Genomic DNA, 24203 nt, shown 5'->3' with positions numbered 1-24203 from the left:
GGTTCCCGCGGGGTCAGGCGATGTCGGCGACGACGTTCGCCGCCCCGCCGCCGAACAGCGTGTTGGCCCGCTGGAGGTCGCCCTCGAAGTCCACCTCGACCGCGGCGTACTGCGAGATGTCGACGGGGCGCACGCGCATGCCCGCCTCGGCGATCGCCGTCTCGATGCCCCGCTCGAAGTAGTCCTGGTGGGAGCAGGCCTCCAGGTGCTCGACGAGCAGGGCCTTGTCGGTCGAGGAGACGAAGTTGATGCCCACCGCCTCGCCGAGCCCACCGCGGACGGTCTTGGACAGCTCGCGGATGCACCCGTCGCCGTCGAGGGTGTACTTGACCTCCTCGTCGGCGACCGTGCTGGTGTCGACGCAGACGAAGCTCTGGTCGGCCACGAGGTAGGGGAGGGCCACCTCGAGCACGGCCGGGTCGAAGACGACGTCGCCGTTGAGCCAGAGCACCCCGCCCTCCCGCGTGGTGCGCAGCCCGCGCAGCAGGCTCTTGGAGGTGTTGGTCGCCGCGAAGTCCGGGTTGTAGGCAAACAGCAGCTCGGGCGCCGCCTTCATGATCCGCTTGCTGCGGTAGCCGACCACCGCGGTGACCGACACGTCGGCGCCCAGCACGGCGCGCAGGCCGTCGAGCTGGCGCTGCAGGATGCTGCGGCCGTCGTCGAGCCGGGTCAGCGGTTTGGGGTCCTGCCGGCCCAGCCGGGTGCCCATGCCCGCGGCCAGGATGACGACCTGCACCGACGGCGTCTGCTGGCGCCGGCCGGTCGTGCGGGCCGACAGGGGGGATCCACCCCGACGGACGGGGTTGAGGACGTGGTCACCGGTCCGCACGGACATCATCTCCCTCAGGGTTGGTGCTGGTGGTGTGCCCGGACGCGGCTGCGGTCGGGAGGAGATCGAGGACGCGCTCGGTGGCGGAGCCGTCCTCGAGGTGGCAGAAGGTCTCGCGGAACCGGGCGTAGCGCCCGGCGTGCTTCGCGGCCACCGCGTCGACGCCCGCGATGGCGTCGATCAGCTCGTCGCTGGTGGCCAGCAACGGACCCGGTGCCACCGCCGCGAGGTCGAAGTAGAACCCGCGCAGCTGGTCGCGGTAGCGCGCCAGGTCGTAGACGAAGAACAGCACCGGTTTACCCGTGACGGCGAAGTCGAACATCGTCGAGGAGTAGTCGGTGACCATCATGTCCGCCGCCAGGTACAGCTCGGCGACGTCGAGGTGGTCGGAGACGTCGACCACCGGGGCGCCCGGCGGGAACTCCAGCCGACCGACCACCATGTTGTGCAGCCGCAGCAGGAGCACGTGGTCCTCGCCCAGCCGCGCGGTGAACGCCGCCAGGTCGATCGCGAGCGGGGGGGCCTCGCCGCCGCCCTGGAACACCAGGTCGTCGCGCCAGGTGGGGGTGTAGAGCACTGCGGTCCGCCCGTCGTCGAGACCGAGGTCGGCGCGGACCTCCTTCCGCACCGCGTCGCGCCGGGGGCTGCTCAGCAGGTCGTTGCGGGGGTAGCCGGTCTCGGCGATCGGGCCGCGGTGCCCGAAGGCCCCGCCCAGCCGGTCGGTCGTGGCTGCGTTCGGCGAGAGCAGCAGGTCCCACCGGGCGACGTCGAGGTCGGCGTTGGTCAGCCAGCCCTCCGGCCCGCCCTCGGCGTCGTGGTGGATGCGTTTGAGCGGCGTGCCGTGCCACGTCTGCAGGTAGAAGGTCCCCGGCCGCTTGGTCCACGGCATGGAGATGCAGTCGTTGGCGATGACGAGGTCGGCCGTCTCCAGGGCGGCGCGGGCCTCCGGCGTCCCGTACAGCACCGTCCCGACGTCCGGGGGGAAGGTGTGCCGCGTCTTCTCGGTGCACAGCCAGGTGTGCTCGGTCTCCCGGTCGCCCCGGGCGGCGAGGGCCTCGTAGAGGGCGCGCGGGTTGTCGGCGTACAGCCCCCGGAAGCTGAAGTAGGTGATCCTCACCGGCGGGACGGAGGGGTCACGTGGTCAACGGGTCGGGCGTCGGTCAACGCAATCCCTCCTCCGGCCGTGTGCGGACACGATCGATCGCGGCGCCCCGGAGCGGGGGCCATGGGGACAGTGTGCGGGTACCGGCGCCGCTTGCGTCAGGTTCGCGTCCCGCGTCGTCGACGGCGCGGCGCGGCCGACGGCGGGGACGTGCCGTCGGAGGCTCCTGAAGGGCGGCTTCGTGCCGGTGTCGGCGTCCATGATCGCCGATCGGCGCAGCGGCCCGACAGGCGGGTCGAACTACACCGGTGTCAGTTCCGCGTGTGACTCATGGGGAACCAGGGGCTCGTGGTGCGGCTCACGGCGGCGTGTCGTGGACGACGCGCCGAACAGGTGGTCACGAACCAGTCACGGAATGTTTCGATGGGTGCGCCCCGATCGAGGGCACGCACATCAGGGAACGCGAGACGGACAGGGTGCATGGACGCTGGTATCGGCCCGGAGGCCCGCACGGAGCTGCTGGTGGCGGTGCGGCCCCGAACCGGTCGGGCGGCGCAGCGCCGGGCGCACCGGCGCCCGCCCCGCGCCGAGGCCCGGCGCAGCCCGGCGCTGCTCCTCGGCTCGCTGCTTCTCGGCGGCGTCGTCGCCGCGGGGGTGAGCCTGCAGGGTGCGCCCGCCGCCGAGGCCACCTCCGTGCTCGCCGCCCAGGACTCGCTGCTGACGGCCGAGGAGGGCCTCGAGGTGCTGCCGCAGGCCTCGATCACCGTCGCCGAGGCCCAGGCGCGCCTCCAGGAGGTCGCCGCCTCGCGTGCCGAGCGGCAGGCCGCCGAGGAGGCGGCGGAGGCCGCGGCGGCCGCTGCCGCGGAGGCCGCCCGCCCGAAGGCCGTCCTGCCGGTCGCCGGCGCCCGGCTGACCAGCGGCTACGGGAGCCGGTGGGGCACCTTCCACTACGGCATCGACCTGGCCGCGCCGATGCGCACGCCCGAGTACGCCGCCGCCGACGGCGTGGTGCTCCGCGCCGGCTCGGCCAGCGGGTTCGGCCTGGCGGTCTACATCCTCCACGAGAACGGCGACGTCACCGTCTACGGCCACATGGACAAGATCCTGGTCACGCCGGGGCAGTACGTGGAGGCGGGGGACACGATCGCGCTGCTGGGCAACCGCGGCCAGTCCACCGGCCCGCACCTGCACTTCGAGGTCCACAAGGGCGGCCTCGACGGCAAGCGGATCGACCCGATCCCGTGGCTGGCGGCACGCGGCGTCCACATCTGAGGCGTGCGCGGGCGTGGTCTGATCGCCCCGTGACCACCGCCGCCGAGGACAGCAACCGGCGGCTGCTGCGCGCGCGGGACGCCATCGACGCGCACTACGCCGAGCCGCTCGACGTCCCGACGCTGGCCCGCATCGCCCTGGTCTCGCCGGCCCACTTCATCCGTTCGTTCCGGGCGGCGTTCGGCGAGACCCCGTACCGCTACCTGCAGCGCCGCCGGGTGGAGCGGGCCATGTTCCTGCTGCGCACCGGCGACCGCAGCGTCACCGACGTCTGCATGGAGGTCGGCTTCTCCAGCCTGGGTACGTTCAGCCGCGTCTTCCGCGACGTCGTCGGGGAGCCGCCGAGCGCCTATCGGCGCCGGGGTCCGCTGCCGCCGGTGCCCACCTGCTTCGCGATGGCCTGGGCCCGGCCGGCGACGGATCGAGCAGTTTCGGAGAAGCGGTCACCGGACCCGGCTCCCTAGCGTTCGCCCCATGTTGAAGACGATCTCCATCACCCAGATCTACGTCCCCGACCAGGACGCCGCGCTCGACTTCTACGTCGGGAAGCTCGGCTTCGAGGTGCAGACCGACATGAACTTCGGGCCGATGCGCTTCCTCACCGTCGCGCTGCCCACCGACCCCGGGCACGCGGTGCTCCTCGAGAAGCCCGGCGCACCGGCGATGAGCGAGGAGACCGCCGCCCAGGTGCGCGAACTGGTGAGCAAGGGGGCGGCCGGCGGTCACCTCTTCTTCACCTGCGACGACGCCTGGAAGACCCACGCCGAGCTCAAGGAGCGCGGCGTGGAGATCACCGAGGAGCCGGTCGACCAGCCCTACGGCATCGACTTCGGCCTCCGCGACCCGTTCGGCAACCACGTGCGCATCGCGCAGATGAAGGAGGCGTGACGGCGGCGCCGCCACGCGGTGCGCGCCGCCGACCCCCTCCGTCGGGTCCGGTCACCGGCCCTGTACAGTTGCTCCCGGCTCGGAGGAAGTTCGCCGGGCCCGGATCGGGGCTGTGGCGCAGCTGGTAGCGCACCACACTGGCAGTGTGGGGGTCAGGGGTTCGAGTCCCCTCAGCTCCACCCTGATGACCAGGCCGTTCCCCTTCTGGGGAGCGGCCTGAGTCGTCTCTGGTTGCAGTTGTGGTTGCAGTTTGCCCACCCTTACCTGGCAGCAGCAGGGCGCTCATCCGGTCGGCGGCCTCGCGGGCGAGGGCCGGCATGACGTGGCTGTAGATGTCCATCGTGGTGCGCATCTGGCTGTGGCCGAGCAGCTCCATGACCACCCGCGGGTGGACGTTCTCGCTGAGCAGCAGCGTCGCGGCCGTGTGCCGGCCGTCGTGCAGCCGGACGTGCCGGATGCCGGCCGCCTGGAGCAGCCGGGTCCAGTCGTCGTGGTCGGTCTTCTTGTCGATCGGCCGGCCGTTGGGCTGGGCGAAGACCAGGTCCTCGTCGTGCCACTCGGGGCCGGCCAGCATCCGCTCGGCCCAGCTGCGCGGCCTTGTGCCGGTGCAGTTCGGCGACGAGCGGAAGCGGCAGCGCCAGAGTTCGCTGGCTGCGCTTGGTCTTGGGCTCTTCGTAGATCAGCCCTCCGCCCCGGACCCGGTGGATGCTGCGCCGCACGGTGAGGGTGCCAGCCAGCGGGTCGATGTCCTTCCACTGCAACGCCAGCGCCTCGGACTGGCGCAGGCCGAGGGCCAGCGCGACGGTCCAGCGGGCGGAGTTGCGGACGGTGACTGCGGCCTCCAGGACAGCCCGGGCCTCATCCAGATCGAGGGCGGTGGCCAGGTCGCTCTGCCGCTGGGCCGGCGGGTCGACGAGGGCGGCGACGTTGCGCGGGACGTGGCCGCGCTGGACGGCGACGGTCAAGGCCCGGGACAGGATGCGGTGGTGGCGCAGCACGGTGGCGGGGGAGTAGCCGGCATCGAGGAGCGCGGTGTAGAGCTGGTCGAGGTGCTCCGGACGCAGCCGGTCGAGGCGGTGCCGGCCGAGTCCGGGGATCAGATGCTTGCGGACGGCGGACTCGTAGCTCTCCAGCGTCCGCTGCCGCACGCGGCGCGGGGCGATGGTGGTGAGCCAGTGCTCCAGCCACTCGGCGACCGTCGGGGCCGACGTCTCGCCGACCGTCCCGGAGCCACGCTTGCGCTCGAGCTTGCCGTCGAGCGTGAACCCGACGGAGACGTAGCCGTGCCAGCGCCCGTCGGCGCCCTTGTAGATCGTCGACTCGCCGTTCGACGCGCGTCCCGCCATCCGCTACCCCTTGGTGCTCTCTCGACGGCTCAGTTTCCTGGAGCACTCGGGTAAGGGGCAGTCGTGCTGTGAATTCACGCCGCGTCCGGCGAAGGATGTGGACGGGACGCGGAAGCCTCGAGCCGGCGGACGTAGCGGTCGAGCTCTGCCCCGGAGATTCGGCAGCTGCGGCCGATGTGCACGGGACGCAGCTCCCCGCTCTTCATGAGCGCGTACACCGTCGTGCGACCGATGCGGAGGACTTCCGCGGCCTCTTCGGGAGTGAGGAGGAGCCGATCGGCGGCAATGACGTCCCGAAGCGGCTGCGGATCACCCATGTCGACCTCTCCCGGATCGGTCGCGCGTTCCTGCGCGACGGCTGCCGTACAACCGTGGGAGAGCGGCCTGCAGAACATCTTCAGTACCTCCGCAGCCGCACGCCTCCGCGGCGTTGACGTCTGGCGACTGGAGAGTTGGGCGACTCCTCTTGGCTACTGCAGAAGTTCTGGAGGGTTCGGCTCAGTGCAGGTGCGGAGCGCCGGTGAGGTGCGCGCGTCGCCGGTACGCCGCCAGTGCGGGCTCCAAGGCCCGCGCCAGGGCAGGCAGGTCGCGGTCGTAGACCCGCCCGTCGTTCAGCTGGCCAGAGAGCTCGCCGAGCAGTTTGGGCCAGTCGCGGCGCGTGGGTACGAGATGGACCTGGACTTCGACGCGCCGCTCGACTATCTCCACCGCGGACAAACCGGATGCCGCGGCTCTGGCCTGCTCCCAGGCGCGGTGCCGGCAGGTGGTCGAGCACCACTTCGGGATCGGCCCCCGGCTTCGCGGAGTGATGGGTCCACCGCACCACCCGCACGTCGTCGCGGCGGTCCTCCGTTCGGGACCGTGCACGTCCGCTACGGCCGGGCCCGCGCGGGCCCTCTGGCTAGTCCGCCGTGTCTGCTGACGCCGTTGCTGCTCTTGCTCCCGCCGTCGCGCTCGGTACTCGGGGCTGCCGCTGGTTCCCATGCCGTCAACACTCCGGGCGAGTCTCCAGAAACCCGTCACCACGAATCGGCACACCACAGGTGCGTGCGGTGTGTCGCCCCGTGATCTTGGACTCTCCAGGTACCTGGAGAGTGCGCTGGCCGAGAGGCGACGTGAGCCTCGGTCGGCGCCCTTGGGGTCTCGAAGCCGGTGTTGAAGTGATTGACATCGGCAGGCACGTGACGCTGCACGGAGGAGTGGTCGGCGAGTTGCGCGGCCGTCCGCATCGCGGCCGCTATCCGCGCAGTTCGGCGGCTGAGCTGTCCGGAAACCGCCCCCTCATCGGGCATGTTCGCGGGCGGGTCATACGGGACGCCAGCAGATGGCTCACGACTTGACCTGCAACATCACCGTTAGGGGTTCGGCTTATGAGACGCCCGCGGTCATCGAGTTTGCTGGCCGAGTCGGGCCAGCTCTCGTCCGAGGCGTCTAAGCCCTTCACTGCTGGCGTGCGACCGGACCGAGTCGCCCACTCGCTTTTCATAGTCGAGCCATGTGACGATCGAGCCGTTGATGCTCAGCAGCAGTAGGCGCTGCGGTCCCGACAGCCGGCTTCTCAGCACGAGGGGGCGAAGGGAAGTGTGAAGGGCATAGAGCCGCTCGAAGGTCCAGAGGACGTCGAAGTACGCCTGCATCGCCTCGTTGCTCAGGGGCACCGGACCGCCGTGTGCCGGCGCATGATGCGCTTCTAGCACCGAGCCGATGACGTGCCGAGCCCGAGCCGTGTCCCCCGACGTCAGCTTGGCCGTCTCGATCAGGACGTTGTCGTACTGCCCCCTCCTGTTGGACAGGAAAGTGAACATCGACCCAACGATGGCAACAACGGCGCCGCTCACGGCGACGGACGTCGCTACTGCGGTGCTCCAGTTCACGGCGCGAGTATCCCTCGAATCGGACACGCACCGTCGATCGCCACCATGCACCCGCTGCACGGATTCGCCCAAGCAGCAAGGCCGCGGAATCCGCCAGCGGCTACGAGCATCGAAGACCCGATCGACGATCGGCACCGCGACAGCCTCTAGTCAGCCGTGAGCGACCGAAGTCCACCACGCAGGGCGAACGCCTACGTCAGCGGGCTGCTGCCCCCTACCCGACCCCCGACCGCGACGCCGATGGCGACAGCGAGGTTAACTGCAGCGCTAGCGATCATGGTCGTACCTCCTTCCAAGTAGGCAGCGAGTGCTGCGAGGCCGGACACGATCGAGGTAAGCGTGCCGATCTTGATCCACTTGTTGAGACGTACGCGGCCGGGTGCACCAGCACCGGTCTGAGGACCGGCAGTCGGGAATCGGGTACAGCGACAGTAGGAGATTGCGACGAACGATCGATGATGGCAACGCCCCCCAGGGTGGCCGCTGCGTACCGGCTGGCGCCCGATCGCTAACCGGGCGGTGGCCGAAATCGGCTCTAGAGGGCTTGAGCCAAGGCACGACTGCGCCGGCCGGTCCGCCACTCGTGTTTGCTGACAGACACGTTTCGGCTCGCTAGCCCGCAGACGTCCGGCAGCCGATCCCGGTAGGGCAACTCCAACGTGACTTGTTCTGTCGCAGCGCGGCCGACGTACGCGCCGCCCCTCGGCTCCCGTGTCCGTCAGGCGCAGCCAGACTCGAGTAGGTTCCGTTAACCGCCTACTGCCCGGGGCGGAGCCGCAAATTCCGGCCGGTGCGGCCGCGCTGACTTGCAGCCGCGCCCGGCGGTCAAAGAGCGACGGCTCGCGAGCGTCGCAGGTGCAACTCTCGCCCCGCCGGTACAAGAGCACCGAGGCCGCCTACAAGGTCCGTTCCACCACCGGCCAGCGGCCAGCGGCCGCCGGCGGCCGGTCTGTAACGTCTGGCGCAGCGTCGTGATCGGCCAATCGCCAAGGAGGGGCAATGCTCGGCGGGATGGCTTTCAGTCGGCTGATCAAGACCTTCCTGCCCGGCCTGATCATGGCGCTGTCGTTCGTCGGCTACTACGACCTGGTCGCGTCGATCGGCGCGCCACCGGAGACCTTCTTGCACGACGTGCTGGCCCGGAACGTGGGCCTCGCCGCCACGGTTCTGGTTCCTGCGAGCCTGTTCCTGGGTCTGCTCAGCAACATGCTCGTCTTCCTCCGGCTGCAGCGCCCGCGGCGGAACCGCACCGGGGAGCGCCAGCGGAACATGGACGCGCTCTCGGCCCTGGAGGATGAAATCAAGCTGGATCATTGGCGTCGGAGCCGAGCCGAGTTTGGATGGCCGCCGCTGACGGACGACGAAGCGGCCGCAGAGGCCAAGCTCCTCAACGTCGACTACCTGCTCCACCCGGCCGTGACCGGCGAACGCATGGCCCAGCTCAAGGACAGTTACTGGTACTACATGGAGTTTCAGCGGAACTCCGTTCTCGCGTTGGGGCTTGCGCTGCCGCCCTTGATGGCCGTGGCCTACGGCGAGGGGTCGGCGAGCGGCGCGGCCGCCGGCGTCGCGGGCGCTGCGGCGGTCGCCGCGGTAGCCTCGCTCGTGTTCTTCCTGCTAACCCGCGGCGCTCGCGAGAACGCATACCAGTTCCAGAGGCGGCGGGTGAGCCTGCTAGCGGCCGGCGGCCTTCAGCTCCGGACGAAGACGACCGATGGATAGTCCGGGTCGGCGATTCTCCGGGGTCGCCGAAGCCGCCTACACGTCGGCCTACCGGCCGATGGCGTTCCGGGCGGCCGCGTCGCAAGCCTGGGCCGACACGGTCGCGGCTTTCGATCCGGGGCGCAGCTCCGTGATGCCGGGCTACTGGGCCGACAGGGTCGGGTACCGGATGTACCGGGACCAAGGCCACACGGATGCGGCCGTCCTGCTGGGCGACCTGATCCCGTTCAGGCACAAGGCGCCGGACTTCCCTGCCCAGCTCGCAGGCTGGCTGCAGAGCCATCCGGCCGTCGGCGCCGCGTTCCCCCCTGCGGCCCTGGACGAGCCGTTCAGGCCGTCGCGGCGTCTCCGCGACCTGGTCGACGCCTGGACGCGCCATCTGAGCCGGTACGGCATCTGCGACGGCGGGCTGTTCAGGCTGCCGAGTGAAATGACCCTGACGGATCTGTACCGCCATTCGGTGTACTTCCCAGGGCCGCCCGCCATCAACGGGCCGGGCTTCCTGGCGTTCCTCGAAGCGGACCAGATCGACGACCTCGTCCAGGCTAACGGCCCGGCCGGGCTCGCCGAGTTCGCCCTCGCGCTCGAGTGGATACACGAGGGGTCGCACTTTCTGCAGACCGGAGACCCGCTGCTTGCGGAGCTGGCGTGGGCCGCTGTATGGGTGAGCTTCGTCAGCGAGCACGGCCTGTCGGAGCTCCAGGCAAACCGACGCACTGGAAGGTCCTGCACAATCGAAGCGCCGTACCTGCGGGCCCTGCCGCTCGACAGGCGCTGCCTGGGCGCGCTCTTCGTCGACACCGCCGACGGGGTGCGTCTGGCCGTGCCGGACTCAGAACGCGCCTACGAGACCCTCTGCGGACTCACCCACCTGCTGGATACACGGGTGATCCGGTACGCCGACTACCTACGCCATGCCACGGCGATCCTCTCCGGACTGCCCGACGAAAGGGGCAACGATGGCTGAGCGCCCGACGGCGGCGGAGGCCGCCGCATCGCTCCGTGACGACGGCTTCGTCGTCCTGCGAGGCGGGGCGGCGGGGCAAGTCCGCCAGCTCGCCGACGACCTCGCAACGCTGAGCGAGCAGGCGGCGGCCTCGCGCGACGACGGCTCGGCGTGCCCGTCCGGCTGGCACGGCACGGACGGATCACTATGGTCAGCGGACCGCCGCGCGTTGACGCAGCTGCAGCTGACCTACCGCACCAGCGCAGCCATGCTTTCCGTCGCGTGCGAACCGCAGGTCCTAAACGTCCTCGAGCACGTCCTCGGTCCCGCCATCGAGCTTTTCGGCGAGGGGCAGGCTTTCGTGAAGGCGCCAGAGTCAGGAACGGAGAAGCACTGGCACCAGGACGAAGCCTTCTTCCGCCACGCCGGGCCGGGCCAGTTCGCGGCGCTGGTGTACGTCCAGGACACGACGGTCGAGTCCGGCGCGCTGCACGTCGTCCCGGGTTCCCACCTCGGCGGTTTGCGCCCACACGACGACTCGGACAGCCACCTCGCGCTCGACGTCCGGACCAGCGACGCGGTCGCCGTCGAGGGCGCCGCAGGCGACATCTTGATCTTCGGCGGACTCCTGCTGCACGGGTCGCCCGGCAACCGTTCCGGCCGCTGGCGGCACGCCGCGGTGAACCGCTACCGGAGGGCGGGGGACCACGTGACGGAGACCGGCACGACCGCGTCAACCATGCATCCGGTCGACGTGCCGTTCGGTGCGCCGGGCTCCGGGGCGGGCCATGAGGGCCTTTTGGTCCGGGGGACGAGGCCGCTGCGGGACGCGCCCGGATGGGCGTGGCCGGTCTGGCAGCAGCGCGTCTTCCCGGCATGACCGGCCGGTCCGCTGGAACCTCCGAGGAGCCGCCCCCCTTGGTCGACGTCGTCGCGTTCTTTCTGCCTCAGTTCCATCCAATACCGGAGAACGACAGGTGGTGGGGCCCGGGCTTCACGGAGTGGACCCACGTGGCCGCCGCCCGGCCCCTGTTCCTTGGGCACGCACAGCCGCGATTGCCTGCCGACCTCGGCTTCTACGATCTGCGGGTCAAGGAGACGCGGGTCCAGCAGTGGGATCTCGCCCGCCGCCACGGGGTGACGGCGTTCTGCTACTGGCACTACTGGTTCGGCGCAGGGACCAGGCTCCTCCACCGCCCGCTCGACGATCTGATCGCCGATTCCGAGATCCCTCACCGGTACTGCCTCGGCTGGGCGAACGAGGACTGGACGGGCGCCTGGCACGGACGAGGTGAAGAGGTGCTGCAGCGCCAGCTGTACCTTGGCCGGGAAGACGACACGGCGCATTTCCTGTACCTGCTTCCGCACCTGCGGGACCCGCGGTACCTGACCGTCGACGACAAGCCTGTGATCTACCTCTATAGGCCCTCAACCGTCCCGGATCTTGCCGCGTTCACCTCACTTTGGAGGGACCTGGCTGAGCAGCACGGCCTGCCGGGGCTCTACTTGGTCGGAGAGGCCGCCGGCGGGTGGGTGCACGACCCGCGGTCCGGCGTCGACGCGGCCGTCTGGAACCCGCCGCCTCCTCCCGCGGACGACTGGCTCGCCGACGTGTTCCCCGTGCCGCCGCTGCGCCAACAGCCGCGCGTGTTTCCCTACGACGACCGGTACGCCCAGTGGCTGCTCGACGGGATCCCCGCCGACATCCGGCAGCATCCCTGCGTCGTGCCGGGGTTCGACAACACCCCGCGCAGCGGCGCGCGCGGCGTCGTCCTTCACGAACCGGATCCGGAGACGTTCCAGCGCGCCGTCGCGCGGGCCCGGGCCCGCGAGCTTGCGGAGCCCGCGCCGCGGATCGTCTTCGTGAAGTCGTGGAACGAATGGGCGGAGGGCAACGTCCTCGAACCTGACACGACCTTCGGCCACGCATTCCTGCGGGCGCTTGCGGACGGCCTGGCAGCCGGCGTCCGGGGCGTCCCGCAGAAGCCCTCCGAAGGGCGTCCGTGAACCGCTGTCTCCAGCGTCCAGCCTGCCGCGGCTGGGTGCTGGTCCTCGTGGCAGGTCAGCTCGTCTCGGCCCGCCGGGCGATCCTCGCCGTCGTCGCCTGGCGACGGACCGCCGGGCCAGCGTACGAGGTCCCGGGCAGCGAGGCCGTGGTCGTCCCCGTGCTCGACTGCCCGGAGCAGGCGGTCAGGTCGCTGGAGCACCACAGCCGGATGGGGAGCGGAGGAGCGCTGTGGTTCGCGGCCTCGGCGCGGGACTGCTGCGGCACGGCCGAGGCCCTTGGCGCCGCGGGGGCGCAGGTCGTCGTGGCGCCGCGGACAGCGGCGGGCAAGGCCGCCCAGGTGAACTGGGCGGTCCGGCAGATCCCGCCGACCGACTGGATCACCGTCTACGATGTTGACTCGGCCCCCGCCACGGCGCGTCTCGCCATCGGGCGCCGGGCGGCCAACCTCGACGTCGTGACCCGGCGCTGCGTGTACCGCCCGGCCGGCGAGAGCCCGTTCTGGAACGGGGTGGCCCTCGCCCAGACCTGGTGGGGCGTCACGTACGAAAGCGGCAAGTGGCTGGGACGCCGGTGGTATCTCGTGGGGCACGGGGTGACGATCCGGCGCGAACTCCTGGAACGAGAGCCTCTGGATGAGTCGGCAACCGCGGAGGACCTCGCCTACGGGTACCGAATCTCGGCGCAGGGAAAGCGGGTCGGGCTGAGCCCGGACGCCGACAGAGCGCTAAGCCCTGACGGCTTCCGTGAGTACGTTCGGCAAGCCCGCCGCTGGTTCTACGGCGACGTCCAGGCGACGCGCGAGCTCGACGAGCCGTCGCGAACGATCCGTCGCGCCGAGCTGCTGTGGGACTGGCTGGCCGCTCCTGTGCTCACGCCCATCGCGCTGCTCCACGCACCTGCCCTCGCGCCGCTGGGCGTCCTCAAGTTGCTCGCCGCCACGGCTATGGCGGGGACGGCCGCAGCGCGACTCTCCGACGTGCCCGTGCGACATTCGCCCGGCGCACTAGTGCTAGGCTTCGCGGCTCGCCGGTACCTCTTTGCCGTCGCCGCGCTCACGGAGGCCGGCTGCGTACTCGTCAACGGGGCCCGGTGCGGACCGTTCTCGCCGACGCAGGGAGCCGTCCCGGACGACGCCTGACCTCCCCTCACTGGCCATGTGCGGCGGCGGGGCGCGGACGGCGAACAGCCGTAATCGCCACCGCGCGCTGCGGAGGTCGCTGGAGCAGGATTTGAATGAGGTGCGACGGTAGGCGCCGTCCGCTCACCCTGACGCCGCCAAGTCAACGCCTGGTTCATCCGCTCATCAGCAGAACCGGGCACTGGCGTCCCGGCAGAGGTTCGCTTGCGGTGCGCCGCTCTCTTCTTCAGTCCGCGCAGGGTCCAGGCCAGTGTCCCCGGGTGTCGGCGTCCGACAGTTCGCTGCGTGGTGGCGCGCACCGGGCGCACCGCGATGCCGGCGGGACCGGAGGCGGTGCCGGGATTACCTTGTGGTGCACGAGCAAGGGAGGCCGGTCGCGTGACTCCGCTGTGGGTGCCGCTGGTCGTCGCCGGAATCGGCCTGCTTGGCACCGTGACAGGGACCATTGCCGGAGTCTTTGATTGCCCAGCGGCGTTCCGATCGACGTGAGCTCGCCACGTGGCAACGAGATCGCATCCGGCAGCGCGAGCTTTGGCAGCGAGAAGACGCCCTGCGCAACTTCGAGCACCGCCGCGAGGCCTACGTGTCGTTCTACGAGTCGCTGCGCGAGATGTCCCGCACCGCTTACGACCATGGGATGGGCCTGAGCCCCCCGCCGGAGGAGGACGATGGGGAGCTGCCGTTCGAATGGAACATGGCCACGGCACGCAAGCTCGAACACCTTCGCGTGTACGCCTCCCCGCCCGTCCTCGCCGCGGCCGATGCGGCCTACTCCGCGTGCTGGCGCTGGGGTCACCTGACCCGGCACGGTGCCGACGACGACCAGTTCTACGACCTACAGGAGACCTACAACGACACCGAACTCGCGCTGTATGACGCCGTCCGGCGCGATCTCGGGCTCGAGGGCGTCATCCAACGCGATGGACGGCCCTTGCTCGGCAGCGGGTGGACTGCCGAACCGCTCGATGACGGCAGTCGCCAGCCGGAAGCGCAAGCACGCGGACAAGGCGTTGACCAGCAGTCTGTCGCCCCGGCAGGTCAGTGAAAATCGGACAGGCGACTCGTCGCGCGGCCTCCCGAAGCTTCGTGTCAGAGTCCCGCACGTCGACCGGCCCGTCGGCCAGCAGACGGTACTGCCGTCGTCCCGGAAGCGGATCCCCCCGCGGGACAAGTCCCGATGTTCTGAGCTGCCGCTTCCCCAGTTCACTGACCGTCGCCGGTGGCCGGTCGGCTCACGGGTAGGGCGGGGCCGGGTGCCACCCGCTCATGCAGCAGACCATCTTGACGGCACGCACGCCTGCAAGACCTACTGGGGCACGTGACGACCTCGCGACCGACCGCGACCCCCGTAGACGCGGGTGAGGGGTGGAGTCGCTGCTGGCACTGCGGCCGGGGGACTCAGGGCGGCAAGCACCGCGGGCACTCCGATGACCCTGAAATTCGTGGCTACGCCACCTGGGCGAACTGCCGCAACAAGGACCTCAAGGAGTACCAGCTCGCACTACCCGACCCCGGAACGCTGACGGACCCAACCGTCCAACACCCACAGATGACCCGGCTGACCTTCGAGAGAGGCCCCGACTGGCTGGACGACGAAGCGCCCCGTCGATGGGGCGCCTCCATGGTCTGGTGGCAGCCTACGAAGGAGTTCGTCGTTCAGGTCTACGTCAACGGCAGCATCGCGATCAGCGAGAGCTTTCAAGAGCGTGCCGAAGCGAACGACTGGTTCACTCGTGAGGTGGTGCGCTTGCGCCTCGAGGACTCCCGATTCCGGCCGTCGATCACGGAGCTGGAAGCGATGCCCTGGAACACCGACGACGACGAGGACCCCCAGCTGCCTGAGTAGCTCGGCTCGTAGAAGCGATGCGACCGCCTCGGCGCGCCTGCGCTGCCAACGAGCTGGCGGGATGGACCACGCGCAGCTACGGCTCGTATGCCGCATCCCTTGACTCGTTGGGCGTGGTGCTGGCTTCCCTGCTGGTGACGCTCGGGCCGTGAGCGCCGACCTCCAGGAACCTGTTACAACGCCTTCTGCCGACCGAGATGCAAGACGTGTGTGGCTCTTGATCTTGGTGCAACTGCAGTCGCGATGAGGCGCAGACCGGCCCGGTGAAGCAGTGCACCAGGATCGACGTCGCAGCCCGGTCGAGCCGGTCTATTAGGTACTGCACGGGGTCGAGCAGATGCGAAGAGGAAACTTCCGCACTCCGCCGGACGATCCGCCTCGCCGCTCGCGCCCTCTTCGGGGACCGAAACTGTCAGTACCCGGCGGTAACCTAGCACTCCAGAAGACCTGTCGTTTGCAGACGAAGGACGTAGCGATGCCCGTCGAGTCCACCGAGGATCCATCGACCGGCGACCCCGCGGAGGACGCCCTACCTCCGAGACTGGACCTGGACGAGATTGACTTCGACAATCCAGCGGGGGAGACGTCGACCGCGTTCGACACCGTCTTGAAATCCAGGGCCAGCATCGCCGAGAGCATCCTCGGCACGAGCAGGATGGCCGACACCGTCCTCGGCACGAGCAGGATGGCCGACACCGTCCTCGGCACGAGCAGGATGGCCGACACCGTCCTCGGCACGAGCAGGATGGCCGACACCGTCCTCGGCACGAGCAGGATGGCCGACACCGTCCTCGGCACGAGCAGGATGGCCGACACCGTCCTCGGCACGAGCAGGATGGCCGACACCGTCCTCGGCACGAGCAGGATGGCCGACACCGTCCTCGGCACCACTAGGGCCAGCGTCGCCAGCTACGGCCTCGGCTCGCTGTCCTCGGTGATGAGCGAGTACAGCTCCGCGAAGTTCGCCACCCACGGCCTCGGCTCGGCCCTCGGCTCGCTGTCCTCGGTGATGAGCGAGTACAGCTCCGCGAAGTTCGCCACCCACGGCCTCGGCTCGGCCCTCGGCTCGCTGTCCTCGGTGATGAGCGAGTACAGCTCCGCGAAGTTCGCCACCCACGGCCTCGGCTCGGCCCTCGGCTCGCTGTCCTCGGTGATGAGCGAGTACAGCTCCGCGAAGTTCGCCACCCACGGCCTCGGCTCGGCCCTCGGCTCGCTGTCCTCGGTGATGAGCGAGTACAGCTCCGCGAAGTTCGCCACCCACGGCCTCGGCTCGGCCCTCGGCTCGCTGTCCTCGGTGATGAGCGAGTACAGCTCCGCGAAGTTCGCCACCCACGGCCTCGACTCGGCCCTCGGCTCGCTGTCCTCGGTGATGAGCGAGTACAGCTCCGCGAAGCTCGCCACCCACGGCCTCGACTCGGCCCTCGGCTCGCTGTCCTCGGTGATGAGCGAGTACAGCTCCGCGAAGCTCGCCACCCACGGCCTCGACTCGGCCCTCGGCTCGCTCTCCTCGGTGATGAGCGAGTACAGCTCCGCGAAGCTCGCCCTCGGCTCACTCTCCTCCCGCTATGAGTCGACCTTCGCCGGAATCATCGCGTCCAACTACGCCGAAAGCACCGTCCACACGATCGCCCTCCCACGTGGGATCGCGGAGGAAGCCGACGCGCGCCAGTTCCTGGAGGCGCTGCGCCTGGCACTGCTGACTGCTAGGTCACAAGGTCGAGCCGGCCTTCAGGCCCTGGTCCGCATCGCTAGGTCCTCACCGAGCCAGGTCGTAGCAGTCACGCTCGCGGTCAGCATGGTCTACCTGCTAGCGCAGCTACATCCGAACTTCGAAGAGATCGTCGGAGACCTCGCCAACGCGATCGAGGTGGTCCTCTTCCCTGTCGCCATCGCGGCGCTGGTGCGCGCGAGCAAGGCGAAGTGAGACGCGACAGCGGCCCACGTCACCACGCCACCGTCGTTCAGTTGTCGACTCGGCTCTAGGCCCCGGCCTCTACCGAGGGCACCCTCCTCCGCGAGGAGGCGGGCCCCATTGCGCGCCCGCTACATCTGCGGCCAGACCTCCGCCACCGTCCCGCCGGTTCCGGCAACGTGGTCGCCGTCGTGGCCCGGCCCAAGGTGCCGACGAAGCCCTAGCCGTGGGTCTGTGGCGTCACGGCGCGGCGTGGCGTCGATGCGGTTCGGACGGGGGTCGGGCTCGCCACCTCATAGCGGTTGAGCACGGGAGTCTCGGGAGAGGAGACGCCCGGCGAGCTGGCTACTCGGCGAGGAGGGCGCCTAGTGCCGCGGCTGGCAACCTTCGCCCCACTTCGGTGACACGCCCGCCGGGGTTCTTGGCTGAGGCCCTCGGTGTGTCGACCGTGGGGCTCGTCTGATCCTGTCTTCCCCGCAGGAGATGCGAGATGGTCCATCGCGTGCAGGTCCGCGAAATCAGCAACGACGAGGGCAACAGGCTGCTGCAGATCGTGCGCCGTAGCAGCGGGTCGGTGGTGACCTGGCGAAGAGCGCAGATGGTGCTGCTGTCGGCCCAAGGCATGGCAGTGCCGCAGATCGCCGAGGTGACGTTCAGCAGCGCCGACCGGGTACGGGACGTGATGCACAAGTTCAACGCCGACGGGTTCGACTCGCTGAAGCCGAGGTACGCCGGCGGTCGGCCACCAAAGTTCGACCTGGCTCAGCGGGCGGAGATCAAGAAGATCGCACTGGGTCGTCCGGCCGATCACGGGCTGCCGTTCTCGGTCTGGAGCCTGTCGAAGCTGGCTGACTTCCTGGTCGCCGAGGGGGTGGTCGACGACATCTCCCACGAGGGGGCCTGCGCACGCTGCTGCGCGACCAAGGTATCTCCTTTCCAGGCCGTCAAGCCTTGGAAGACCAGCACCGATCCTGACTATGAGGCCAAGAAGAACCGGGTGCTGGAGCTCTACGCCATCGCCGACGGCAAGGCCGCACCCGGCCCCGATGACCCGACCGTCGTTTCTGCGTCGACGAGTTCGGGCCGCTGAACCTGCAGCCCCACCCCGGCAAGCAGTGGGCGCCAGCCGCCTCCGGAAAGGGTGACCAGGATCGGCCGCGCCGGCGGGCGACCTACACCCGCCCGCACGGCGTGCGGCACCTATTGGCCGGCTACGACTTGTCCACCGACCGGCTCTACGGCCACGTCAAGATCCGCAAGGGCCGCACCGAGTCCCTGTCCTTCTGCCGCTACCTGCGCTCACTGCACCCGGCCGACGTGCGCATCGCGATCGTGCTGGACAACTTCAGCCCACATCTGTCCACCAAGACCGACGACCGCGTCGGACAGTGGGCCGCCGCCAACAACGTCGAGCTCGCCTACGTCCCGTTCTACGGCTCCTGGCTCAACCGGATCGAGGCGCAGTTCACCGCCCTGCGCTACTTCGCCCTCGACGGCACCGACCACGAGACCCACCGCGAGCAGGCCAGCATGATCCGCCGCTACATCGCCTGGCGGAACCGGCACATCACCGATCCCACGCTCCGCAAGGTCGTCCGCCGAGCCGAAACCATCAAGAGGGCGAAGGTTGCCTGACCCGGCACTAGTTGTCACTGACGCACCGGCGCGCTGATGATTCGTACGGGTTAGGTTTGCTCCTGCGGGGGGTGGGGGGGCGCTCGATCGCCAACGGAGCGGAGCTAGCGACTGTCTGTCTGCTGGTCCAAGTCCGCTATCAGTTGTCGAAGCCACGAGTTTGAGCTATGCGCAGGGCCCAGAACTCGTTCACGGTCCGCCAGCAGGTCTTTCGCCGCGGTCAGCGCCTGGTCGTGCCAGCCGAGGCTGGCCAGGGCGCCAACATGATAACCACGCGTGTCCAATGTTATTGGATGATCAGGACCAAGGACTCGGGACTCGTCTTGCAGTAAGGCCGTGGACTGATCAAGTGCTTCCCTTGAGCTTTCGATCGCAGTCAACACTGACACGATACTCCGGCGCGTGCGGAGTGTTGTTGGATGATCCGGTCCGAATGTCTCGATCTGGTCTTGTAAGACATCTTCATACGATGCCAAAGCCTCATTCCAGCGGAGAAGGCTCCGCAGGACCGAGGCGTATGCGAAGCGCGCCTCCAGGGTTCGGACGTCACACTCGCCCAGCACGTCGTTCATTCGCGGAATCAATCGCCCAAGGAGCGTCAATGCGTCAGCCGAGCGCCCTGTCTGGATGTATGTCGAGGCGAGACGCGCTTCGGTCTCTAGGGCGCTTGGGTGGTCTGGTCCAACGGCTTGTAGCTGCCGTTGAAGAAGGTCCGTCATCACTTTCAGCGCGTCGTCGGATCGTCCAACGCGGACCAGAAGGCTTCCGAGGCGCCCCATCGTGTCGAACATGATGGGGTGACTGGGGCCGAGTGCGCGCCGCTGCTTGTCGAGGACCGTCTGATATAGATCGATCGCTTTGCGATAATCCTCGTCGTCGAGAGCCACTGCGATCTCGTTTGTCAGGCTTTTTCTTGCCCCAGATTCCCTTACTCCACCTTCGCGTGTCAGGGGCACAATCGCTGACCGCAGTGCGCTCGGCATGTGTCGCGCGTCGCGCACTGGCAAGACGATTACACCCCGGGCTGCGAAGGCGGAATCTAGGCGAGCACTGATGGGGCTGGTGGTCAAAAGCATCACGGCGGAGCGGCCCGGCCAGGACGCAGCCAAATCGTCCTGTGCGCGAGCTAGTCGGTTGAGGACCTCGGAATGCAGGGGGCGGGTCCCGACTTTCACGTCAACGCAGAGAAGGGTACCGCGACCGTCTACGGCCACAAGGTCCGGTTCCCAGCCGTCTGGCGCTATTCCGTCCTTGGGTTCCCATCCGGCCTCCTGGAGTGTGTCAACGAGTCGTTGATGAGTCTGCTCCCAGGGAGGCTGGTCGAAGCGGGTCATGTCGTCTCTCCGCCCATGCGAGCAACGGACCAACGCCCACAATCTTTGACCCTCAGATGTTCAAAAATAAAGGGTAACGGGATGGTAAGGACAGGGAGTCCGATCGCCAAGGTCAGTGAGACAACGTTGAAGGTCCGAGTATCGCTCGGTGGCTGCTCGAATTGTTTGTAGAGTAGGGCCGCGCCGAGGGCCAGCAGTATTACGCAAATGATGTAGGAAAGTCGTGCGGGCCTGGAGGTCAGCGGAGGTTCCCGACGCCAAGAGAGAAGCTCCCTGCGGGAGCGATCGTCCTCCATGATGCAGTACTCGACCTCCGCCTTACGAAACGCTTGCGAAAGGGCGGGGACCAAGACAGCGTTGAGACTGTCAGTCTCTCGTACGAGCACCGTAACGCGCGCTGGGGCGGGGATATTGGTCGCTTTCGCTGCGACAGTGAAATCCAGTGTGGACGTGGTGTTGCAGAAAAACGTGACAGTTGAGTTGGGGCGCTGGACCACGAAATCTTGAGCCGCTGGGACGATGTTCGGTAAACGCTTTCGAAGCGCTTGCATGACCTCGTGGGGTTGTAGTTGGCGGTGGCGTAGTTGTCCCGTCACCACTAGTGCCACGCTCCACCTCCTCCGTCGACCGCGAAGTCTCGAAGTCTCGCAGACAGTCACCGACACCTCTGGGCGCTGGGCAGCCGTGTCTCTGAGCGTCTGTGGAGTCGGATGGCAGATGCGGCTGACCCGAGCGCTGCGTCTCTGACGGTTTTTGACGCCTCGCGAAGTTGCGAGTCGGGATGTCTGTGCAGGCCGGAGCGGCAGCCGAACCTTGAGCCGGTGGTAGACGGGAAGATAACCGACGGCTCCCGGCTGCATGTGCTCAACCCCGACATACCCCGGCGGCACATGGCCGTCAACACCGCAAGTTCGTACTGCAGGCCCACAGCCTCGAGCTCGTCGCCCTCGGCACGATCACCGGGCAGGCCGCCCGCTTCCTCGAGGCCGCCGTCGCGGCCGGCCTCAACATCTCCGTCTCCGGCGGCACCCAGGCCGGTAACCCCACTAATCGGTAAGGCACCGCCTGGGCCCAACGGTCGGCGGCCTCCTCTCGACCGGCGACCCGACCCGACCCGACGGTCAAACCTCAACCCGACCGTTAAGGTACATCTGTGCGCATGTCCCGGCCAAGTGCGGTGGGGGATCGGAAACCCGCGACTAAGTGGTTGGCGGGTGTTTTCGTGTACAGGCGCATGGCCTACGCGCCCGGATGGCCTTCCCGTACGGTGCGATGACCGCCTCCACGCTGGCGGTCCACACGAACCACGAGCGTCCGTGCGCACCAGTTATCTCGACCGGCCCATCCAACTCCGACGTTGACTATTCGGGAGTGCCAGCGCCGGCCGTAGCCACGATCTCGCGTAGCTGGGCGCGTAGCCCGCACGTCGCCCGTTCACGGTCGGCGTAGGGGTAAGCCGCCGTCGCGTTCCAAGTCATCCTCAAGTTCCCAGGGAGAAGCGTCGGTAGAACTGGGCAGCTGTCTGGCGCAGAACAGTTCGCGTACGGGGGAGCAGGCTTTCTCCCCGACTCGCTGGCCTCGGCCGCGGTCATCGCGCTCGCGGTCAGGCTCAGCCAGCATGTGCAGTGGCGGGAAGCAACGCTCACGGCTCCTCAGAGTCGTCATCGGATCGCTCCCCGAACAGGCGACGCCGGTTCTCCACGCTCGGATGAGGGAGACCTCCAACGTGCGGATGCCCGGCGCGAGGGCATTAACGCCAGGGGCGACTTCAAGTGATCATGCGACACGCTCCACGCGGATTGCGTTGCCTCCCCGAGAAGACCACGGGCTGACCGCAAACTCCAATGTGTTCAAGCTGCTTGGCGCCGACGGCCCCCCCCTACTCGGCTCCGTCACCGGCGCTTCGGGTGGTTCTTAGCCCCTCCGGCTTATCACTATTGTTAGTTCCACAAACAGCGAACGTAGCTTGTAGCGGGCCAACGATCAGAAGCTCTCGGATCTGCGTCCGGGGGCTTCTGTCGTTTCGAGCCCGCGCGCCTCGGTGCAACGCACGCGTATGTCCCGCAGACTCGGTCAATGGACGATGACTCGTACTCGGACGGCCATGTCTGGCCGGTGCCTGGTCTCAACATCTTGTCCGGCGGGAACGCGCACAGGTTTCATGCGTTCCTGCAGTGGCAGCACTCGCCGGACATGTCCACTTACCCGTATGTCGCTGGGTTCCGACTCGCCGCCGAGTTGATGTTCAAGCACGTCAAGCAGACGGGCCAAGACCAGGACATGATCCTCTTCCCGTTCGGGATGTGCTGGCGTCACCACGTGGAACTACAGCTCAAGAGTCTTCTTATGGAGCTTCAGCGCTATCAGCGGGAGCCAGTCAAGGCTCCCGCCACCCACGACCTGCAGAAGCTGTGGAGGGACGTACGGCGGCGCTTGGAAGCGACGAGCCCAAACGACACAGGCGACCTTGATGCCGTGGAGGACTTGCTGTTGCAACTTCACGACACTGACAGGACCAACCAGGAGTTCCGCTACTCCACCAGGAACGACAAAACTCCGAGCCTCGGCAGGCTGCCGTGGATCGACCTAGCGGCCTTTCATGATTCGATGCTCCGGCTGTCCAACTTCTTCAACGCTGCGGGTACAGCCACCTATGAGGATGGCCGCGTGAGGGACGAGTACGAGCAGTGGATGCGAGAGGAGTACGCCGGCTACGAGGACTACTAGCAGGCTTCCAACAGCGCGAGGCAACATCTCATAGGCTGAGAGTGCACGCTTTTGCGGCTCCGCCGCTGGTCCCTCTGCGGTCCGAGGTCTCCGATAGGCTCGGAGGGTGACGACGCCTGTCCTGATCAAGCCGTCCTGCCGCCTCACCTCGTGAGCGGCGGAGGAGGACGAGCGAAGCGCCCGCACGTGGACCTTGCAGTGCTCCAAGCGCATCTATCACCCGATGACGCCACGGGGGTGCTGCTCAAGGGGCATCTGTGGATCGAGACAGCGTTGGTCGATCTCATCCGCGCGGACCTTGAGCTCCCAGATGAGTGGCGGGAGTTGGAGCGACTCCCATTTCCTTCTAAGGTGGCGCTCGCCCGGGCGCAGGGCACCCTGCATCTAGGGGGTGAGCCGCTACTTGCACTAAATGCCGTAAGGAATAAGCTGGCCCATAACCTTGAGTTCGAGGTTGATTCCGCGGCACTTGCCCGAATGCTCAAGGCGTTCCCCAAAGTCAGCCCAGAGGATCGCGCCGAGGATCCAAACTGTGCGCCTTTTCTGCCGAGCACGCTGACTCCCGATGGTCAGGTCGCGGCGGTGTTGCGGGAGGTCGTGTTGTCCCTGTTGGAACACATCTGGACCCTGACTTCGGAGGTACTGAAAGACCGAGCCGCCAAAATGCAGCGCGCGACGGATCGACTCAACGCGCTTCTCCAGAGTGACACGTCCGAAACAGAGTAAGCACGCCCAGTGCTGGCTGCATTTGGCGCGCTAGGCCAGCCGTTCGCCGTCTTCGGCATAGAGCCGGCGTCCGAACGGATACCAGCGGTCTTCCCACGGTGGCTCGAAGCTCGTTGCTGTGCGGCAGTCTTCGGGACTACGGCGGCGCTGCCGGCTGGTGTTCCCCCCGAAGGTCACGACCTCGAGGTGGCGGTAGCCGTTGACGCACCACTTGACCTCGCACAGATGGTCGACGACCAAGGTCCCCGGGATCTCGTAGCCGTTGGCGAGCATCCAGGCCACTCGGTGTGCTCCAGTTCGGAAGCCACGCCAGGAGCAGGACCCGTAGTCCAGCAGAGCGCCGGGGTCCTACTGCGGTTGAGCGTGTCGCCGAGCCGGTCAGTTCCGCAGCGCGGAGTACGTCTGCGTTGTCGTTGTCCTCCGGGTAGCCCGAACGCTGGCCGACGCATCATTCGGGCCCCGACGGGGGAGCCGAGGCAATCGGCTAGGCGTGTTCTAACCGTCGCATTGACCTGTCGAAGGCGCTGCCCGACGTACTAAGCGCGCGGCCCTCCGTGGTGGTCGTCGGTCGGATGATGCGCCGACCACGCGGCCGCGGGATAGTGCCACGATGGTGGTCAAGCGACCGAACTTGTTGCTAGCGGCAATTGACCCCCCTCACGTTGCAGCCCTTGTGGTCGGCCGCCTCCCGCGCCAGGGCCGGCGCTGGCGCAGCACAATGGCAGGAGGTGCCCGTTGTCGAGCGCAGGCGCGCACTCAGTCGAGCGTCGCGTCTGCACGAGGAATCGACGACATCGTTCACGCACTCCGTCCGTAGCAATGGCGGCTCGGCGATGAGGCTGGTGACGTGGGGGGGCGTGCTTGTGTCCGCCCCTCAACGCCCTCCGATGCCCGAGTT

At 68.2% G+C, this 24203-nt stretch carries 22 protein-coding genes, 1 tRNA gene and 2 pseudogenes; 16 read left to right on the top strand and 9 right to left on the bottom strand.

Annotated elements, in window-relative coordinates:
- Positions 1-13 precede the first annotated feature (13 nt).
- Complete coding sequence (locus QOZ88_RS06810) at positions 14-838, bottom strand: phosphocholine cytidylyltransferase family protein (RefSeq protein ID WP_305999035.1); 825 nt, start codon at positions 836-838, stop codon at positions 14-16.
- A complete protein-coding gene (locus QOZ88_RS06805) occupies positions 816-1946 on the bottom strand; it encodes a CDP-glycerol glycerophosphotransferase family protein (RefSeq protein WP_305999034.1) in 1131 nt (376 codons plus the stop codon). Before QOZ88_RS06805 ends, QOZ88_RS06810 begins: the two co-directional genes overlap by 23 nt.
- A gap of 465 nt (positions 1947-2411) precedes the next feature.
- Here QOZ88_RS06805 and QOZ88_RS06800 point away from each other — a divergent pair, with 465 nt between their 5' ends.
- From QOZ88_RS06800 to QOZ88_RS06785, 4 genes are all read left to right on the top strand, one after another.
- Positions 2412-3203: a M23 family metallopeptidase gene (locus QOZ88_RS06800; protein ID WP_305999033.1), complete on the top strand. Its 792-nt coding sequence runs from the start codon at positions 2412-2414 to the stop codon at positions 3201-3203.
- A 29-nt stretch (positions 3204-3232) separates the two neighbouring features.
- Entirely contained in the window at positions 3233-3667 is a 435-nt protein-coding gene (locus QOZ88_RS06795) for an AraC family transcriptional regulator (protein WP_305999032.1), read from the top strand.
- A gap of 10 nt (positions 3668-3677) precedes the next feature.
- Entirely contained in the window at positions 3678-4091 is a 414-nt protein-coding gene (locus QOZ88_RS06790; RefSeq protein WP_305999031.1) for a VOC family protein, read from the top strand.
- Between the two features lie 106 nt (positions 4092-4197).
- Positions 4198-4270 (top strand) — tRNA-Ala (locus QOZ88_RS06785).
- Between the two features lie 200 nt (positions 4271-4470).
- Here the strand turns inward: QOZ88_RS06785 and QOZ88_RS23160 are convergent.
- The 5 genes and pseudogenes from QOZ88_RS23160 to QOZ88_RS06765 all read right to left on the bottom strand — a co-directional run.
- A pseudogene (locus tag QOZ88_RS23160) lies at positions 4471-4665 on the bottom strand (tyrosine-type recombinase/integrase); the annotation flags it as partial.
- A 463-nt stretch (positions 4666-5128) separates the two neighbouring features.
- A pseudogene (locus tag QOZ88_RS23155) lies at positions 5129-5437 on the bottom strand (N-terminal phage integrase SAM-like domain-containing protein); the annotation flags it as partial.
- Positions 5438-5511: 74 nt separating this feature from the next.
- Positions 5512-5832 (bottom strand): helix-turn-helix domain-containing protein, encoded by a 321-nt coding sequence (locus QOZ88_RS06775; protein ID WP_305999029.1) that lies wholly within the window; start codon positions 5830-5832, stop codon positions 5512-5514.
- A gap of 103 nt (positions 5833-5935) precedes the next feature.
- Positions 5936-6145, bottom strand: coding sequence for a hypothetical protein (locus tag QOZ88_RS06770; RefSeq protein ID WP_305999028.1), 210 nt, complete (start codon positions 6143-6145; stop codon positions 5936-5938).
- A 677-nt stretch (positions 6146-6822) separates the two neighbouring features.
- Positions 6823-7311, bottom strand: coding sequence for a hypothetical protein (locus tag QOZ88_RS06765; protein ID WP_305999027.1), 489 nt, complete (start codon positions 7309-7311; stop codon positions 6823-6825).
- A 999-nt stretch (positions 7312-8310) separates the two neighbouring features.
- Between QOZ88_RS06765 and QOZ88_RS06760 the strand changes: the two genes are divergently transcribed.
- The 10 genes from QOZ88_RS06760 (at position 8311) to QOZ88_RS06715 (ending at position 18518) form a co-directional block, all read left to right on the top strand.
- Positions 8311-9033, top strand: a complete 723-nt coding sequence (locus tag QOZ88_RS06760; RefSeq protein WP_305999026.1) for a hypothetical protein — start codon at positions 8311-8313, stop codon at positions 9031-9033.
- Positions 9026-10000, top strand: a complete 975-nt coding sequence (locus QOZ88_RS06755) for a hypothetical protein (RefSeq protein WP_305999025.1) — start codon at positions 9026-9028, stop codon at positions 9998-10000. The genes QOZ88_RS06760 and QOZ88_RS06755 overlap by 8 nt, the downstream gene beginning before the upstream one ends.
- Positions 9993-10859, top strand: coding sequence for a phytanoyl-CoA dioxygenase family protein (locus QOZ88_RS06750; RefSeq protein ID WP_305999024.1), 867 nt, complete (start codon positions 9993-9995; stop codon positions 10857-10859). The genes QOZ88_RS06755 and QOZ88_RS06750 overlap by 8 nt, the downstream gene beginning before the upstream one ends.
- A gap of 38 nt (positions 10860-10897) precedes the next feature.
- Positions 10898-11986, top strand: a complete 1089-nt coding sequence (locus QOZ88_RS06745; RefSeq protein WP_305999023.1) for a glycosyltransferase WbsX family protein — start codon at positions 10898-10900, stop codon at positions 11984-11986.
- Between the two features lie 35 nt (positions 11987-12021).
- Positions 12022-13125 (top strand): glycosyltransferase, encoded by a 1104-nt coding sequence (locus QOZ88_RS06740; RefSeq protein ID WP_305999022.1) that lies wholly within the window; start codon positions 12022-12024, stop codon positions 13123-13125.
- 457 nt (positions 13126-13582) lie between these two features.
- Complete coding sequence (locus QOZ88_RS06735; protein WP_305999021.1) at positions 13583-14170, top strand: hypothetical protein; 588 nt, start codon at positions 13583-13585, stop codon at positions 14168-14170.
- 504 nt (positions 14171-14674) lie between these two features.
- Positions 14675-14971: a hypothetical protein gene (locus QOZ88_RS06730; protein WP_305999020.1), complete on the top strand. Its 297-nt coding sequence runs from the start codon at positions 14675-14677 to the stop codon at positions 14969-14971.
- A 475-nt stretch (positions 14972-15446) separates the two neighbouring features.
- Positions 15447-16895 carry a hypothetical protein gene (locus tag QOZ88_RS06725; protein ID WP_305999019.1) on the top strand — a complete coding sequence of 483 codons (1449 nt, stop codon included), beginning with the start codon at positions 15447-15449 and terminating at the stop codon, positions 16893-16895.
- A gap of 490 nt (positions 16896-17385) precedes the next feature.
- Complete coding sequence (locus tag QOZ88_RS06720; protein WP_305999018.1) at positions 17386-17973, top strand: helix-turn-helix domain-containing protein; 588 nt, start codon at positions 17386-17388, stop codon at positions 17971-17973.
- The gene (locus QOZ88_RS06715) at positions 17970-18518 is read left to right on the top strand and encodes a transposase (RefSeq protein WP_319946876.1); all 549 of its coding nucleotides are present in this window, start codon (positions 17970-17972) and stop codon (positions 18516-18518) included. Before QOZ88_RS06720 ends, QOZ88_RS06715 begins: the two co-directional genes overlap by 4 nt.
- A gap of 104 nt (positions 18519-18622) precedes the next feature.
- On the opposite strand, the gene QOZ88_RS06710 is transcribed toward QOZ88_RS06715, so the two are convergent.
- Complete coding sequence (locus QOZ88_RS06710) at positions 18623-19405, bottom strand: tetratricopeptide repeat protein (protein ID WP_305999017.1); 783 nt, start codon at positions 19403-19405, stop codon at positions 18623-18625.
- Positions 19406-21928: 2523 nt separating this feature from the next.
- Here QOZ88_RS06710 and QOZ88_RS06705 point away from each other — a divergent pair.
- The gene (locus QOZ88_RS06705) at positions 21929-22579 is read left to right on the top strand and encodes a hypothetical protein (protein WP_305999016.1); all 651 of its coding nucleotides are present in this window, start codon (positions 21929-21931) and stop codon (positions 22577-22579) included.
- Positions 22580-22816: 237 nt separating this feature from the next.
- On the top strand, positions 22817-23305 hold the full coding sequence (locus tag QOZ88_RS06700) for a hypothetical protein (protein ID WP_305999015.1): 489 nt from the start codon (positions 22817-22819) through the stop codon (positions 23303-23305).
- A gap of 30 nt (positions 23306-23335) precedes the next feature.
- On the opposite strand, the gene QOZ88_RS06695 is transcribed toward QOZ88_RS06700, so the two are convergent.
- A complete protein-coding gene (locus QOZ88_RS06695) occupies positions 23336-23587 on the bottom strand; it encodes an HNH endonuclease (RefSeq protein WP_305999014.1) in 252 nt (83 codons plus the stop codon).
- Between the last annotated feature and the right edge of the window lie 616 nt (positions 23588-24203).

The sequence above is a fragment of the Blastococcus carthaginiensis genome, assembly GCF_030731085.1.
GTDB classification, from domain to species: Bacteria; Actinomycetota; Actinomycetes; order Mycobacteriales; family Geodermatophilaceae; genus Blastococcus; species Blastococcus carthaginiensis.
Note: the sequence above shows the minus strand (reverse complement) of the source record. Positions and strands in the feature narration are given on the sequence as shown.

Coding starts and splice junctions, on each gene's coding strand:
- QOZ88_RS06810 (WP_305999035.1), bottom strand. CDS start 838: ATGATGTCCGTGCGGACCGGTGACCACGTCCTCAACCCCGTCCGTCGG.
- QOZ88_RS06800 (WP_305999033.1), top strand. CDS start 2,412: ATGGACGCTGGTATCGGCCCGGAGGCCCGCACGGAGCTGCTGGTGGCG.
- QOZ88_RS06790 (WP_305999031.1), top strand. CDS start 3,678: ATGTTGAAGACGATCTCCATCACCCAGATCTACGTCCCCGACCAGGAC.
- QOZ88_RS06775 (WP_305999029.1), bottom strand. CDS start 5,832: ATGTTCTGCAGGCCGCTCTCCCACGGTTGTACGGCAGCCGTCGCGCAG.
- QOZ88_RS06760 (WP_305999026.1), top strand. CDS start 8,311: ATGCTCGGCGGGATGGCTTTCAGTCGGCTGATCAAGACCTTCCTGCCC.
- QOZ88_RS06755 (WP_305999025.1), top strand. CDS start 9,026: ATGGATAGTCCGGGTCGGCGATTCTCCGGGGTCGCCGAAGCCGCCTAC.
- QOZ88_RS06750 (WP_305999024.1), top strand. CDS start 9,993: ATGGCTGAGCGCCCGACGGCGGCGGAGGCCGCCGCATCGCTCCGTGAC.
- QOZ88_RS06730 (WP_305999020.1), top strand. CDS start 14,675: ATGACCCGGCTGACCTTCGAGAGAGGCCCCGACTGGCTGGACGACGAA.
- QOZ88_RS06725 (WP_305999019.1), top strand. CDS start 15,447: ATGCCCGTCGAGTCCACCGAGGATCCATCGACCGGCGACCCCGCGGAG.
- QOZ88_RS06705 (WP_305999016.1), top strand. CDS start 21,929: ATGGACGATGACTCGTACTCGGACGGCCATGTCTGGCCGGTGCCTGGT.